Source organism: Butyrivibrio sp. NC2002, assembly GCF_000702265.1.
In the GTDB taxonomy this organism is placed as follows: Bacteria; Bacillota; Clostridia; order Lachnospirales; family Lachnospiraceae; genus Butyrivibrio.
Window position 1 is genome coordinate 81,709 of record NZ_JNKZ01000010.1, and the last position, 16,197, is coordinate 97,905.

At 42.5% G+C, this 16,197-nt stretch carries 14 protein-coding genes; all 14 read right to left on the reverse strand.

What is annotated here, in order from left to right:
* Positions 1-62 precede the first annotated feature (62 nt).
* A complete protein-coding gene (locus T543_RS06170; protein ID WP_035766822.1) occupies positions 63-1,862 on the reverse strand; it encodes a methyl-accepting chemotaxis protein in 1,800 nt (599 codons plus the stop codon).
* A gap of 553 nt (positions 1,863-2,415) precedes the next feature.
* Positions 2,416-3,444 carry a pyridoxal phosphate-dependent aminotransferase gene (locus T543_RS06175; RefSeq protein WP_035766825.1) on the reverse strand — a complete coding sequence of 343 codons (1,029 nt, stop codon included), beginning with the start codon at positions 3,442-3,444 and terminating at the stop codon, positions 2,416-2,418.
* Positions 3,445-3,464: 20 nt separating this feature from the next.
* Positions 3,465-4,484, reverse strand: a complete 1,020-nt coding sequence (cbiB, locus tag T543_RS06180; protein WP_035766827.1) for an adenosylcobinamide-phosphate synthase CbiB — start codon at positions 4,482-4,484, stop codon at positions 3,465-3,467.
* Positions 4,481-5,266, reverse strand: a complete 786-nt coding sequence (locus T543_RS06185; RefSeq protein ID WP_155843181.1) for an adenosylcobinamide-GDP ribazoletransferase — start codon at positions 5,264-5,266, stop codon at positions 4,481-4,483. Before T543_RS06185 ends, cbiB begins: the two co-directional genes overlap by 4 nt.
* Positions 5,253-5,798: a bifunctional adenosylcobinamide kinase/adenosylcobinamide-phosphate guanylyltransferase gene (locus T543_RS06190; RefSeq protein WP_051638589.1), complete on the reverse strand. Its 546-nt coding sequence runs from the start codon at positions 5,796-5,798 to the stop codon at positions 5,253-5,255. The genes T543_RS06185 and T543_RS06190 overlap by 14 nt, the downstream gene beginning before the upstream one ends.
* Entirely contained in the window at positions 5,795-6,874 is a 1,080-nt protein-coding gene (locus tag T543_RS06195) for a nicotinate-nucleotide--dimethylbenzimidazole phosphoribosyltransferase (protein WP_035766833.1), read from the reverse strand. The genes T543_RS06190 and T543_RS06195 overlap by 4 nt, the downstream gene beginning before the upstream one ends.
* Before the next feature lie 17 nt (positions 6,875-6,891).
* Complete coding sequence (locus T543_RS06200) at positions 6,892-8,334, reverse strand: cobyrinate a,c-diamide synthase (protein WP_035766836.1); 1,443 nt, start codon at positions 8,332-8,334, stop codon at positions 6,892-6,894.
* Positions 8,324-10,408, reverse strand: coding sequence for a precorrin-6A reductase (cobK, locus tag T543_RS06205; RefSeq protein WP_035766839.1), 2,085 nt, complete (start codon positions 10,406-10,408; stop codon positions 8,324-8,326). Before cobK ends, T543_RS06200 begins: the two co-directional genes overlap by 11 nt.
* Positions 10,398-11,138 (reverse strand): precorrin-3B C(17)-methyltransferase, encoded by a 741-nt coding sequence (cobJ, locus tag T543_RS06210; protein ID WP_035766843.1) that lies wholly within the window; start codon positions 11,136-11,138, stop codon positions 10,398-10,400. The genes cobK and cobJ overlap by 11 nt, the downstream gene beginning before the upstream one ends.
* On the reverse strand, positions 11,131-12,231 hold the full coding sequence (locus tag T543_RS06215; RefSeq protein ID WP_035766846.1) for a cobalt-precorrin 5A hydrolase: 1,101 nt from the start codon (positions 12,229-12,231) through the stop codon (positions 11,131-11,133). The genes cobJ and T543_RS06215 overlap by 8 nt, the downstream gene beginning before the upstream one ends.
* Positions 12,218-13,264 (reverse strand): ATP-binding cassette domain-containing protein, encoded by a 1,047-nt coding sequence (locus tag T543_RS06220; protein ID WP_051638590.1) that lies wholly within the window; start codon positions 13,262-13,264, stop codon positions 12,218-12,220. The genes T543_RS06215 and T543_RS06220 overlap by 14 nt, the downstream gene beginning before the upstream one ends.
* Positions 13,254-14,273: a FecCD family ABC transporter permease gene (locus T543_RS06225; RefSeq protein ID WP_035766848.1), complete on the reverse strand. Its 1,020-nt coding sequence runs from the start codon at positions 14,271-14,273 to the stop codon at positions 13,254-13,256. Before T543_RS06225 ends, T543_RS06220 begins: the two co-directional genes overlap by 11 nt.
* On the reverse strand, positions 14,266-15,033 hold the full coding sequence (gene cobM, locus T543_RS06230) for a precorrin-4 C(11)-methyltransferase (protein ID WP_035766852.1): 768 nt from the start codon (positions 15,031-15,033) through the stop codon (positions 14,266-14,268). Before cobM ends, T543_RS06225 begins: the two co-directional genes overlap by 8 nt.
* Positions 15,034-16,173, reverse strand: a complete 1,140-nt coding sequence (gene cbiD / locus T543_RS06235; RefSeq protein ID WP_035766855.1) for a cobalt-precorrin-5B (C(1))-methyltransferase CbiD — start codon at positions 16,171-16,173, stop codon at positions 15,034-15,036.
* Positions 16,174-16,197 lie beyond the last annotated feature (24 nt).

Genomic DNA, 16,197 nt, shown 5'->3' on the forward strand with positions numbered 1-16,197 from the left:
GCACAGTCCCTCTACAATTAAGCTTAAAACACTATCCGATTATTCTCTGCCCGGTTAATGTTTTACAATTCAAATTTAGATACAAAGTTCTGAAGATCCTGTGCATTTTCTGCAAGCTTATCAGATGCTTCTGCAACTTCATGTGTTGATGCCGTCTGCTGCTGTGATGCGGCTGATACATTCTGGGTTTCGTCCGCAACACTTACGCTCATCTCTTCAATCTTCTGAATGTTATTGGCGATAGTATCGGTTCCGCTTGAAAGCTGTCCTACTATCTCGCTCATTCTGTTGGATTCCTCAGCAATTGAGTAAACCATATCAACGATATTGTTGAAGGTCTGACCTGCCTCATTAACAGTTCCGGTTCCTTCTACAACGCTCTGAGCACCTTCTCTCATAGCTTCAAGTGCTTCTTCGGAGCTCTTGGTAATATCTTCGATTAGCTCTGTGATATTGGCAGCGGCCTGATTGGATTCATCAGCCAGTTTGCTGATCTCACTGGCAACTACCGCAAATCCCTTCCCCATCTCTCCTGCTCTTGCAGCCTCGATAGAAGCATTAAGTGAAAGCAGGTTTGTCTGACTTGCGATCTCAGAGATTGTATCAACGAAAGTATCGATATTCTTAAGTTTTTCACCAAGGCCTTCAACAACAGATGCTGTGTTCTCAACGGATTCCTTGATGGTTGTCATCATATTGGTTGCATTGGTCATGTCCTGAGCACCCTTAGCAGCTGCTTCATTAGTGGACTTGATCATATCATTAGAACGGACAATTGCTTCCTCAAATTCCTGCATGTTAGCAACGAAGGACTTGGTTTCATCACTTGCGCCGGATACTGCTGTAATCTGTCCTGAGCAGGAATCTGCAACGTTTGTACAGGATGTAGCAACCATTTCACTGGCCTGTGCAGACTGAGAAGCACTTGCTGAAAGTTCTTCAGATGCTGATGCTACATAAGCGGTTGTATCTGAAATGCGCATCATCAGATCTCTTATATTGGTATGCATAAGGTCAAGTGCCCCAGCAATAAGACCGATCTCATTGTTTTCCTTCTTAAGTTTACGAACATCTCCCATTTCCTTATTTTCAGTAAAGTCGCTGTTAGCCATACGAACCATCTGATTTGTAACAAGCACGATGGGATTTGCGATTTTCTTTCCCATATAAACTGCAGCAACAACACCGATCACTATAAGAACAACCAGGATAATAACTGACTGTGTAATACTCTTTCTAAGTGCCTCATCTGCGTGAGTCTTGTATACTGCTTCCATCTCATCTATGTTGTCAATCCATACTCCGGTTCCTATAACCCAATTGTAAGGTTTGAACTCTACTGAATATGACATCTTGGGAAGAGGTTCTGTCTCATTTGGCTTAGGGAAACTGAAATATGCATATCCACCACCGTCCTGCATACCTGCATTAAGGATTTCCTGGATATACTTAACACCATTTGGATCTACAAGATCATATCTGTTGGTTCCCTCTGTGTCTCTACCAAGAAGAACCACGTTATCACCATTTACGGTGTCAATCCAGAAATAGCCATCACCGTCATCATACCTGAGTTCTCTTACATAATCAGCGCATATCTTCTTAGCTTCTTCTTCGGTAAGAACTCCGGCTTCCTGAGCCTTATATGTTTGTTCAATAAGACTTACAGCCGTCTGAACCTGATTCTTAAGTTCCATCTGCTGATCTTCCATCAATCTGGATCTATAAGCCTCTGTCTGCTCTCTGTTGGTGGCGATTGTTGAATTAATAGTAAATAGCTCAATAATTAGTCCTGTAACAACAACAGCTCCAATAATTACAGCAACTATTACATATAAAAGTGATCCCTTCTTTTTTTCCATCTTAAAGAACCATCCCTTTCTACAATAATGTGTTCGTAATAACGATAATAAAACTATATCATCGTATTTTTTCAGGTACAACTACCCCCAAACCCAAAAGCGCCTCAAACTCCAGATTTAATCAGCACTTCGCGACTTATTAACATTGTATAAATTTATTCTTAAAGAAATAAAACCATTCGATAAAACATATAACAGATAAAAATCAAATTTCTTTATTTTTTTGTATCATGGCGAAATTATTTTTATTTTGGGTATAAAGTTTTTGGAAATCAGAGACGATATATCTATCAGAAAACAAAACATACAGGGGATGAGACAAGACTCCGTTTTCTGTATGAACACTTCCCGAGAAAGCCCGAGCTTTCAGAGGTTGCACCACAAACCAAACAATGACCGGAGAATTTCTCCTTTTTAACTCCTCCTATAAAAAAGACCTGATTTGCCATTATCAGGTCTTTTAAATTGCATTTTTAAATTATTTACACTACCAACATACTAAAGAGCCCTGGCGCCTTGATGTGGGTACATGGTCGCTCAGGATGTGGTGAGTTCAAAAAAAATTAAGAACATCAGTCAGGGTTTTTAGTGCTTTGCTGTCTTTTACGGCAATTCTATAGAAGCCTTTTTTAAGCCCTATGAAATTAGAGCAGTCACGTATCAGGATTCCTTTTTCGAGTAGCTTATCAAAAATATCTATATCTGTTTGCATGAGAATATAGTTTGTATCCGAGTCGAAAACAGTAAATCTGCTTAGGCTTTTTATCAGTTCTTCTCGCTGCGCACGTATATAATCTAATGATTTTGAGACATAATCCGAATTTTGTACTATATCTGCACAGGCGCATCCAGCCTTCTGTGAAAAGATACTCATGTTCCATTCAGGCAAAAACTTCTTTAAAGCTTCAATTTCTTTTTTGCCCGAAATCGCATAGCCTATCCTGACTCCCGGTATTGCAAACAGCTTGGTATAGGCATTTATTACAAACAGGTCCGGAATGATCCCAACATATTTTTCTCCGCTTGCCCTGCCGCTTGAGAGGTCAAAAAAGCATTCATCCAAAATTATCGCAGTTTTTGTTTCCTTGCAGCGATATAGGATTTTACTTAGGATATCGTCGCTTATGCACTTTCCCGTGGGATTATTGGGATTAGCAAGAATGATCAGATCTGTTTTATCAGTTATCTTTTGCAAAAAGGTCTCTGTGAGCTCAAATCCGTCCCTGCTATCAAGTAAATGCTCTTCTATCTTACAATCCGGGATCATATTCAGAGCATGCCTGTATCCGTAAAAGCTTGGAACAGGAAGAAGAACTTTTTTGGGAGCTATCAGCCTGACCACAGCAGATATCAGCTCTGATGCACCATTTCCTCCTATCACGTTATCCGCACTTATGTTATCACCTTTTGATGAAGCGATAGCTTCTCTAAAGAGGGTCTGTGACATATCAGGATACTGTCCAACATCAGAAACGGCTCTGGTAAGAGCCTCTCTGACCTTATCAGGGCATGGGTAGGGATTTAGATTTACCGAGAAATCATATTCTATTTTTTTTCCGTAGATTTCGCCTCCGTGAAGCATTGTCCCTCCCAAAGCAAGAACTATATAAGTATTATTCCTATGATCATCAGTATTATCATGCAGATATCTTCAGTCAGATACATGAGCCGGGCCGCTCTTTTTATATCCTCTGCCTCAATCTGCCTTAACTTGTCACCTATATAGGGCTTTTTTACGATTTTTCCAAAATAGCTGGCATCTCCCGCAAGCCTTAGTCCCAGAGCACCGGCACACACGCTTTCTGTCTGCGCAGAGTTCGGGCTTTTGTGATTATATCTGTCTCTTTTGAAAATCCTGTATGCGTTTTTTCCTGAAAAAATGACACCGTCGGTAGAATCTTTTTTGCCGGATTTAAATACTCCTGCAATGCCCAAAATATAGGCAGACAGGATCATTAAAAAGGCGCTGATCCTTGCGGGAAGATAGTTTACGAAGTCATCGAGCTTTGCAGCTATTTTCCCGAAGTACTCATATCTGTCGTTGTGGTAGCCTGTCATTGAATCCATCGTATTAACTGCCTTGTAGGTAAAACCCAGGATCGGGCCGCCGATAAACGTATAGATAAGTGGAGCTATAACTCCGTCCGAGGTATTCTCCGCAATTGTCTCTACCGTAGCGCGCGTGATACCGGCTTCATCAAGGCTCTTGGTATCCCGCCCTACTATCATAGATACTGCATATCTGGCGCTTTCTATCGTTCCTTTCATAAGCTCAGTGTGCACCTTCATGGATTCATCCTTTAAGCTTTTTGCTGCAAGAATGTAGCAGGTCAACACTGCTTCTACTGCGATTCCTAAGGCTATATGCAATTTATAGGCTGATATGACAACTGCCGCTGTGATGAACGCGGTCAATGTTATCGTTAATATGCACATAACCAAACCATATATAGTTTCACGTCCCGGCTTTCTCTCCTTGTTTTCCACATCTCCAAGAAACTTCTTGTCAAAAAAAGCGATAAGACTCCCAATAAGTCTGATGGGATGCGGAAAATTCATGGGATCCCCTATTATTCTGTCCAAAATAAAGCCTATCAAAAAGGCTGTTAAGTGACTTTTCATATCTGTATTACCCTGCAAACACCCAGTATTATAAGGAAGATGCACTCTCCCATCACCACGAAATAACCTGCCGTATCTCCGGTCACTCCTCCAAAAAGCCTGCCGGTCTTAGCTTTGTATATAAATAAGTAAACGAGCAAAATAAGCGCTGTAAGTGACCCTGCAAAAAGATCTGTATAGACCATAAATGCTGCTCCGAGGAGCGCTTGTACAATAAGAAAAATAATATCTGCGCGGCTGCTCTTTTTGGTTTCCATATTGAGCATTCCGTCCTTTTTGGCTTTCGAAAAACAGATGCTGCCGATCCCGCAAAGAGCTCTGACATAGAAAAACATGCCGCAGTACAGGTTCATAAACAGGCTCGTTCCTGCCTGCATGCAGCTATCCATAGTCAGATACAAAAAGCACACCCAGATAAGTCCAAGAACTGAGAGACTTATTATCGCGAAGGCTCCCACATGAGGATCCTTCATTATTTCCAGCTTCTTTTCCCTATCCTGATATGAATTTCCGGCGTCCTGAACATCCATAAATCCGTCCAGATGAAAGCCCCCTGTTATCAAAACAGGAGTCAGCATCAACAAAAGAACGCGGCACAAAAGCGGAATATCCAAAGCTTCCGTAATCCTGATCACTGCATAAGAAACCGCTCCGATCACTATCCCCACAAGAGGAAGAAAAGCGATCGCATGCTTGGTGTCATCCTCATTCCATGTAAACACAGGCATCGGAATCCTCGAATATAAAGAAAATGAAACAATTATGCTTCTAATTATGCTCACTTAAAACCCATTCTCCTTTAACTAATTCATAGATCTGATCCACTTTTTCCTTCAAGGCATCGTTAACCTTATTGGTAAGCGCAACGTATCTTTTAGTCTCAGCATCAAAAGAGTCATCATCCTCAAACCTGTTTGAAACAATGACAAGGTTCGCAGACTCTTCTGCGATCTTCATTACCTGATCCGTTATCTTCTCTGTAAGCTCTTTATCTCCAAGGTCCCTGTTACTTTCAAGATGCATCTCATTCCCCACAAGGTTAGATATACATTCAAGAAGGCAGGTTTTTCCGCTGATTTCGTCCTTATTATCTGTAAGGAGCTGATCTATGTTGTACTGCTTTTCAATGGTGACAAAGCCTTTTCCTTCTCTTAGCTTTTTGTGCCGTTTTATTCTCTCCTGTCCCTCTTCTCCAAAAGGGATCATTGTGGCAATGTAAACCCTTTGAGAGGGATCTGATAGCGACATGACAATGTCCTCAGCCTTTTTCGATTTTCCGCTGTCAGGAGTCCCCAGAACAAGTATATTCATCATGAAAACCTCTTGTATTCATCTATGCTGTAATCACTGAATTTAGCGCCTTTTACAAAATAGTCATTTGCAAGGTCAATTAGCGGAAACAGCATTATTGCACCTGTCCCCTCACCAAGAGCCATATCGCCGTCTATATAAGGCTTAAGGCCAAGAGCTTTAAGCGCCAGCATATTTCCCACTTCTCTTCCTCTGTGGGAAGCTATGCAGAAATTCGCAGCTCCCTGTACCAGCTTCTCGGCAACAACTGCCGCGGTAGAACTAATTATCCCATCAAGTACAACAGGAACATGATATATCCCGCAACCGATGATCAGCCCGCAAAGAGCGGCTATATCAAGTCCTCCAAGGCACATCAGTATATTAAAAGCCCTTTCCTTTTCATCGGAAATGCTATCAAAATCGTATTTAGAGATGCCTTCCCTGATCACTGCCTTTTTCCTCAAAAGGCCTTCATCATCAAGGCCTGCACCTCTTCCTGTTATTTCATCGCTATCTATGCGAAGGATCGCCGACAAAACAGCGGCGGAGGTGGTGGTATTACCTATTCCCATCTCGCCCGTGGCGAGGATGTCATATCCCCTGCCTTTCAGCTCTTTTACAAGGTTCATTCCGGTCTCTATAGCAAGGCACACTTCTGCGCTAACCATCGCAGGTTCCTTAAGGAAATTCCTCGTTCCGTTGTTTATCTTGGCATATTTGATCCCATATATATCTTCACTTGATGCAATCCCCACATCCACGGGGATAACGTCAACTTTTGCCGATTTTCCCAGAGTATTTGCTGTACTTATTCCGCTTCCAAGGGCTTTTGCTACGGCAAAAGTAACGTCCTGTCCGCACTGTGAGACACCCTCTTCAACAATTCCGTTATCTGCGCAGAATATCACAGCCGCTCTGTTTTCAACCCTGGGAAAATATGTGCCTTCTATAGCCGCAAGAGTGCATATCAGGTCTTCAAAATCGCCAAAGCCGTCAAGTGGCTTGGACAGGCCATCCCAGGCCTTTTTGCACTGCTCATAATATGTGACATCCGGTTTTTGTATTTTTAATCTAAACAATAATTCTTTTGTAAGCATCCATTCTTCCTGCCTGTTTAGTTGTATTCGCGCGTATTTATCTGTAAAAATCTATCTATGAACGCCTCGCAGGAAGGGTAGTAAAGATGCGCAAATCCTGCAAATACATTCCCTTTTTGCCTGTATCCCTGCCAGGAGCGGTTTTTCCCGGGCTTACTTATATTGCATACGCAGCCGTTATCCGAGGTGTCATAGTAGTGAAATTCGTGCGCGCGAACTATTTCATTATCGCACAAATAAGGATTTTTCTCACTCGCTATTACATTGACGTAGCCAAAGTGTGAAAGTTTTCCCGTGTAGTGCGATTTTCCGGAGAAAATTCCCGTCATTTTGTGCTCTTTTCCATCCATATCCGTAAGGCTTTCCAACAGATATAGAAATCCGCCGCATTCTGCAAGTATTGGCATACCTGCATTTGCAGCTGCTCTTATGCTACGCATCATTGACGTATTCTGTGCAAGATCTGCCGCATAGAGCTCAGGATATCCTCCGCCTATTATAAGCCTTGATACATCGGGGATTTGTTTGTCATGTATAGGAGAAAAGGGGACTATTTCTGCGCCTTTTTCCTTCAAAAGGTCCAGATTTGCTTCATAATAAAAAGAAAAAGCTTCATCCATCGCTATACCGATGCGGATTTTCTCAGACGGCATATTCTCTTTTCCTGAATCTGTGAGTGCATTATTATCTGTATATTGATAGTTTGTGCTTGTTATTATGTGTCCATTTTGGTTCCTGAGTCCCTCAGCTTCCCAATATCCGGCTATTTCAATCAGCTTTGTAATATCAAGATGCTCTTCCAGCTTTTCAGAAACCCTGTCGATCTCATCAAGAACTTCCGGAATCTCAGACGGCATAATAAGCCCCAGATGTCTGCTCGCTATAGATAGATCTTTTATGGGAGGAAGATATCCCAGTACCTTGGTTTTAACGGCATTTTCAACTGCTTCTATGATCGTATCCGCAATCATAGGAGATAGATTGTTTAATATTATGCCTTTTATCCTGCCTTCTATCCTACCTTCCATGTCGTAGTCGCAAAAGCCCTTTACAAGCGGTATGACAGAATGACTCATGCCCTTACAATTAACTACAAGTATTATGGGTAGCCCTGTTATTTCGGATATTTCATAGGAAGATCCCTTGTAGGATGAAGCTCCGCTTCCGTCAAACAGCCCCATAACGCCTTCTGCAACGCATATATCCCTGCCGAGGGCGCCTTTACTTAGCTCACTTTTTATGCCATCTTCTCCTGCAAGGAAAATGTCCAGATTTCTTGCAGGAATACCAAGTACCTTTTTATGAAACATCGGATCTATGTAGTCCGGCCCGCATTTAAAGGATGCAGGTTTATAGCCCTTTTTTTCAAGAATCCGCAAAAGGGCGCACGTGATCAGGGTCTTTCCGCTACCACTCGATGTTGCTCCTACTAAAAAGCCCAAAAAATTCTTATCCTGCATTTTCCGCCGCCTTATCGCTACTTATTGTAATAATGTAAATCGGATTTCCTGCATCAGCCATGTGATAATTCCCCACATGCCTGTATCCGGTAATACTTACCATGGTTATGTCAGGCTCTGTAATCCCAAGCTTTTTTGCGGCTTCCAGAGTCTCAGTCAGGGTCTCTAGTGTTATGCAGTTTATGACTATCCTTGTCCTGTCATTCTTATTAAGGACTGCCGCTAAGATCTCTCCTAATCTGCCGCCGCTTCCACCTATAAATACATGAGTCGGAGCCTGCAGATCATTTAAAGCTGTTGGGGCTTCGCCCTCTACTATCTGCATATTTTCCAAGAAAAACTTATCGCGATTTTTTTGTAAAAGCTGCAGAGCATCCTTATTTTTCTCAATTGAATATACCTTTATATCTGGTGAATGAAGAGCTGCTTCAACAGATACAGAGCCTGTTCCGGCTCCTATATCGTAAAAAACCGCATCAGAAGTGAGCTTAAGCCTTCGCATGGATAATGCCCGTACTTCTTCCTTAGTCATAGGAGTCTTGCCCCTGATAAGGTCATTGTCTGATACAACACTTTCCAAAGGCGCTTTGCGTGCAGCCTGATTATTTATGTAAAGAAGGCATTTCCCCTCCGAAAATACCGCTAAATCGTCTTCTTTTGCTATCTTAGCAATTTTCTCAGAAGCCGTTCCAAGGTCTATTCCCGCTATTATCCTGATCTCTTCATATTCTTCCTTTAAACTGAGAATATTTTTGCAGATAGATGCTGCATGATCACAATTTGATGGAAGTACTATCAGCTCTTTTTCCTGCACCGCATAGCCTGTGACATTACATTCTCTTCCGTGAGCACTCACTATATGCACATCTTCAAGGCTAAGACCCAGCTTTCCGGCAAATAGCGAAACAGAAGAAATACCTGATATCTTTTTTACCGTGTAACCGTTTTTAAGAAAAATTGGCTCTGCCTTCTTTGCTCCGCTGCATAGACTTATATCTCCGGAAAAAACAACCAGCGGATTGGTAAACCCAGGGTTTTCATCAAGATATTTAAGTATTTTATCTCCCTGATACCATACTTTTACAGGCACAGTAACTTCTAAAAGCCTTGAAACAACAGACTCTGCGCCAAATATGATATCCGCCTTACCTATAGCTTCTCTTAGCTCACTTGTAAAATAAAGGCGATCTCCGGGGCCTATTCCCGCAAGGGTAATTGTCTTGTCTTTGTGCCCTGATGAGGTATCAAGTGTGTCCGAAACAGGGTCTTTTATATCGGTATAATCCGCAGTTTTTAGCAGTATATCGATTATTTCTTCGAGTAGGTAGCTTTCCTCTTGCTTATTTTTCTCCGGATTACGTATAATTATTGCTTTAATTCCGCACTTCATGGAGGCTTTAATTTTTTCATCAAATCCCCCTGTCCTGCCGCTTTCCTTTGTTACAATAACACTCGCTTTTATTTCTCTGATAAGAGCTATGTTCATTTCTTCGGAAAACGGACCCTGCATTGCAATTATCTGTTTTCCTGTAAGTCCTGCCTCTTTGCATTTTTTCAGGCTATCCTCGTTAGGAAGGACCCTGGCATATATGCTTGCGCGGTTTTTTATATTTTCTGTCAGAGTATTTAAGTCCTTACTTCCTGTAAAAAAGAGGATGTTTCCGTTAATTTTGCCGCTTTTTTCCGCATCTCCCAAAATCCTTGCAGCTTCTGTCATGTCGCCTGCATAGGTTATGTTGTCATCTTCATATTCTTTCATGGAGGTGTCACGTAAAAGGCGCAGATATTTTGCTCCTGCTATCTCGCAGGCTTCTTTTATCTGCTTTGATACATCTATGGCAAAGGGGTGCGTCGCATCGACAACCGTAAGATATCCTTCTTTCTCCATGATATCTGCCATTTCCCCGGCGTTCTTTTTGCCGACAAAGAGGTTAGTTTCGCCATCTTTTTCCTCTATTTCCCGGCCATAGGAAGTGGCAACACTGACTGCATGCGGGATGTTTTCTTTTTTAAGGCATTCTGCAAGCAGCCGACCTTCAGTTGTTCCTCCAAAAATCAAAATCTTATTTTTCACTTAAGTATCCTCTTTGCGTCACCATCATTCCGCCCAGATTCTGTGTCGATGAGTTACCGATAAAAACTGTTGTAAACATATCTGCCTTATACTCTTTGAGATCATAGAGGTTCATGATCCCATACTCTTCGTTATCTCGTCCTATATTTCTCGCAATACCGCATATAGTTTTCAAGCCTCTCTCTGCCAGTATTATCTTACAGGCATGCTCAAGGTAGCCCGCTCTGCTCCTACTTTCAGGGTTATATAGGACGATCACCATATCTGTTTTTGCTGCAGCTTTGAGCCTCTCTTCTATAACTTCCATGGGAGTTAGTCTGTCGCTTAAGCTTATTACGCAGAAATCATGTATGAGAGGCGCACCAAGCAGTGCTGCACCGCTTAGAGCAGCTGTAACTCCGGGGATCACCTGTACCGATATATCGTCATAGTCTCTTGCCATACTTATTGCAAGACCGGCAAGTCCGTATACTCCGGCATCTCCGCTGCAGATAAGGGCAACATCGCTTCCTTTTACAGCTGTATCAAGTGCCATGCGCACTCTCTTTTCCTCTCCCATCATTGGAGTTTCGATGTATTCTTTTTCCGGGTAAAAGGGTCTGACCAGATCACAATATACCGTGTATCCGGCTATATGACTGCACTTTTCAAGAACCTTCTGCGCCCGGATCGTCATATCGTCCATTCCCCCGGGTCCTATACCTACTACATACAATTTTCCCTTAGCCATTTATTTCAAGCTCCATTATTCCTGCAGCGAAGGTCATTCCTTCCTCTGCTGTCTTTTTTACCAGTATTTTTTTGCATCCACAGGCCATAACCGCCCTCTCGCAGACATTGTCTGTGCCTGTCGTCTTTTCTACAAAAGGCGACTTAGTAAAATCGCCCTCCTGCGCCATCAGTTCCTCTGCGGAAAAAGTTTTAAACGGCACACCAAGATGCTCTGATAGCTGGTTCAAACATGGTTCGCTCCTCTTTAGATCAATTGAAGCGATAGCCTTAATACTTCTTAGGTCAAGACCTGCTTCCGACATCTTTTCCTTGCAAAATGCGCATATTTTTTCAAAAGAGATGCCTTTTTTGCAGCCAAGTCCTATCACAATGCATTTGGGGATAAGGACTGGAATGTTTTCATCTGATATGGCAGGACTTATCAAAAATTCGTTTGTTTTTTGGTAGGTGTTATCATGATCCATGTCCCCGGTATTCAAAAAACCATTCAGGTGGATAAAATCCTTAAATCGCTCATCTATTCTGCATTTCGGTCTTATGTCTTCATCCTTTAAAAGAGAGGCGGTATATTCTTTTGCCTTCTTCATATCGGAGATTATCAGATTATTTTTTGTCGCAAAAACGTCAATTGCAAATTTCCCTTCGATATCAGAAGCCGTGGTTATGACTGCCTCTGCTCCCAGTAGGCTTGCTATAAGCCTTGCAGCTTCCACTCCTCCTCCGATATGCCCGGAGAGGATAGGAATCACATATTTTCCGGCTTCATCTATCACAATTACAGCAGGGTCCTGTGTTTTGTCCCGTAAATGCCCTGAGATCGCCCTTACAGCTATTCCGGCAGCTCCTATAAAGACCAGGATATTTCCCTTAACAAAGCATTTCTTTACCCATTCTCCCAGGTCTGAGCTGGATTCTGTGTATTTATCTGTATGCTCCCCTTCGGATTCATCCTGACAAGTGGGACTGTCTATTACTTTTTTTCCGTCTGAGAAAACTTCCTGAATTAGTAGTTTTCTGAGCCGTATCATAAGCCGTCGTCCATTGTCGGTAAAACATATAAATTTATAGTTTAAAGCCTCAGTTATCTCCATACATCTTTTCCTTAAGTTTCTTTATCACTTTGGCATAGTTATCTCTATCATGCGGGAAAGTGCAGTCTTTGCAGTTTTTTGCGCCTTTTTTCGTATATGTGTAGCTTCCTCCGCAGTCCTCAATGTCGTACAGAGGGCAATAGCAGAACAAGCAGCTGAATTTCTCCTCCGGCAGTTTATGGCACGGATAGTATTCGCACTCTTTATTTAGAAAATACGCAGAATGTCTCTCTTTTTTATCCGGTTCAGGGCTAGTATCCCTATTTTTATCTGCAGCGAAGCGGTAGGATGCCAGAGAGCCTTTGACCCTCTCATACATATCATCATTCATTCTGTAGAGATCCTTTAAAAGGTTTTCCCCTATTACTTCTGCGGGAAACTTGCACATAGCATTCCCGTTATCATCTATCAGAAGGAGCCTGTCTGATATTTCAAAAGCATGCTCAAGTTCATGAATAGACATGATGATCGTGATGCCTTTTTTGGACAGCTTTCGCAGTACATCCATCAACTCGATCCTGTACCTGATGTCGAGATAAGAAGTGGGCTCATCCATGATAAGATACTCCGGATCCTGGCAGATAGCCCTTGCAATAAGGCTTCTTTGCTTCTGCCCGTCGCTTAGCGCATCAAACGGTTTATCTTTGCATTTTTGTAGATTCATAAGCGTTATTGCGTTATCTGCGGCAGCAAGATCCTCGCTTCGAAATCTGCCCACTGCGTCTGTGTATGGATGTCTACCTGCAAGAACAACATCAAGACATGTCATATACTGAGGATTTATCCTCTGCGTGGTCACGATTGAAATCTTTTTTGACAGTTCTTTTAAAGGCATTCTTTTTATATCGTCTCTGCCGATATAAACTGTGCCTCCCATCATAGAGAGCTGCCCGGAAATAGTCTTTAGCAGAGTCGACTTTCCGCCTCCGTTTGGCCCGATGACAGATATTATTTCGCCCTTTTTTATATCAAGGCTAAGCTCATTAACTATTATGTTTTTCCCATAACCTGCTTTAACTTTCTCAAGCCTCATGGTTTTTGTGTCTCCTGATGATCATATAGATTACGATCGGCGCTCCAAGGAGCGATGTGACCGCCGAAATATTAAGCTCTGTAGGTGCAAAAAGAAGTCTCGCAATAAGGTCGCTGAACATGCAAAATATCGCTCCTGCAAGAAACGATGCGGGAATAAGGATTCCTGTCCTCGATGATCTGAGTGCCTCTTTCATGAGGAATGGGACAGCGATCCCGATAAATGATACCGGACCTGCAAATGCTGTAACTGTAGCCGCAAGGAGACTTGAAAAGAGGATGATAAGCACTCTGCACAGCTTAATATTGACTCCTACACTCCTTGCGTAGGTTTCTCCCAATCTGAAGGCATCCAGGTTCTTGCTTAAGAGCATTACAAAAATAAACGATATTCCAACTATTGCAATCGAATAATATACGCCTTCCATAGATGCCCCGGAAAAGCTTCCCTGCGACCAGCTATGGAGATTCACAATATCAGAATCGTCTGCAAAAGCTATCAAAAAATCGGTAACAGCGCTACAGATATAACCTATCATTATTCCTGCTGCAAGAAGTGCTGCCATATTTCTAACTTTTCCGGATATCAGAATGATGAATCCGGTTGCCAGAAGCGCTCCCAGAAAAGCTGCGCTTATAAGCAGCATCCCTGATGATCTCCCGGTTTTTCCTACAAAAAATATAAGGAAAAGAGCAACAACCATCTTAGCTCCGGAGGATATTCCAAGGATATACGGGCCCGCTATCGGATTGGCAAAATAGGTCTGGAGCAGAAATCCCGAGACTGCAAGCGCACCTCCCAGAATAAATGTGAGTATTGCACGGGGAAGCCTGATATTCATTATTATGTTTTTGGTCTTTTCTTCCACATTGCCGGTAAATAGAGCATTTATCACATCATTCATGCTTACCTTTATATTTCCTATGCAGATGCTTGCTATAAATGCAGCTGTTAGTAGCACTATGAGTACCGGAAATACTACATATTCTCTGTGTTTTAGTCTATTCATTGAGATTTTTACCCATTCTGAAACCTGTGCTGAAATCAGGCGCATACAGTCTTGATTTCTCATATCCTGTCTGCTTTACCGTTTCGCCTACGATTATCAGCGCTGTTTTGCTTATTCCATATTTTTCTGCTGTTTCGCCAAGTTCCGACAACCTGCACACATATTTTTCCTCGTCATCCCAGGTTGCCTTGTAGACTAACGCACAGGGTGTTTCTGCATCCAGACCGGCGCTAAGGAGCCTGTTCTGAAGGCCGGACGCATCCCCCGCAGATAAGAAGAACACCATCGTCGATCCGTGTTTTGCAAGCTCTTCTACAGATTCCCTCTCCGGTACAGGGGTTCTCCCTTCCATCCTTGTTATGATCACGCTCTGGCTGATCCCGGGCAGTGTGTATTCCATGTTAAGAGCTGCAGCAGCCCCGCAAAATGAACTGACTCCCGGAGTAACGTCATAGCCTATGTTTTTTTCATACAAAATATCCATCTGCTCCCTGATAGCACCGTAGATACTGGGGTCACCGGTATGCAGTCTGACTGTTGTTTTATTCATGGCTTCTGCTTTCACGATTATTTCTATTACTTCGTTCAGGTCAAGCCTTGCACTGTCGTGTATTTCGCAGTCTTTTTTTGCATATTTTAAAAGCCCCGGATTAACGAGGGACCCTGCATATATGATCACATCTGCATTTTCTATGAGTTCTTTTCCTCTAAGAGTTATCAGATCCTCGGCCCCCGGCCCTGCTCCAACAAAGTGAACCATTTATATTTCCTCCATAAACTCAAGGGCATTGTCAGTCCTTATAAGTTCTGTATTTTCATTTGAAAAAACGATTATTTCCGCTTTTATTCTGTCATCGCTCCACAACTCAATGTTTCTGCTTATGTTAAGAGCCATCTCCTTAAATACCGCATCTCCTATTCCTTCTTCATTTAGGATCCTCACCGCCTCATCAGTCATTACGCATTTTGATAGTTTCTCGGATATTTCTGCGGCTTTTTCATCCGGCAGATAGTGACCGGCAAGCTCTGAAAGGATTTCCATTCTATGATCGCCATATCGTGAATGAGTATTCTTTATTCCGCCCGCAACCTTGACAAGCTTTCCTATATGACCCACAAAAAGAAGCTTCTTAAATCCCATATCTGCAGCTATTTTAATGCTGTCGCAAACAAAATTGGAGATCATCACTGCCTTGTTTTCATCTATTCCATACTTTTCATTCAAAAAAACAAGGCCGTAGTTTCCCGGGGCAAATAAGATCACTTCTCTTCCTTCTGCCCTTCGTACACTCACCTCTGCCTTTATAGTGTCTACAATTGCGGTATCACTCATAGGTTCCACAATTCCAGTTGTTCCAAGGATTGATATTCCCCCGACGATTCCAAGCTTGGGATTAAAGGTCTTTTGGGCGATCTCTTTGCCGCCGGGGACGGATATCTCTATCTTTACCGCTCTGTCCTTATAGTTATACTTTCTTAAAACTTCATCAATATTCTGAAGGATCATTTTTCGCGGAACTGAGTTTATCGCATACTCATTGGCAGGCTGATCAAGTCCGTTTTTTGTGACGATCCCGACTCCCTCACCGCCTGTGATCACGTGGTCTTTACCCTCTGTAAAACATACTTTGGCGCAGATCTTTGCTCCTGTTGTAACATCAGGATCATCTCCGCCGTCCTTTACAACCGCGCAGCTTACATAGCCGTCTCCGCGCTCTATATCCACTATTTCAGCGTTATAAACTGGTCCCTTGGGAGTAACTATCTCCGAATAATGGATGTCATCTCCCGTTATCAGCATGGTAAGCGCTGCCTTAGAAGCTGCTGCGGCACAGCTTCCTGTGGTAAATCCGCATCTTAATTTTTTGCCACCTTTTTCTATATATAGCGCATCAGCCATTACAGTTATCCTCTGGTTATCAAC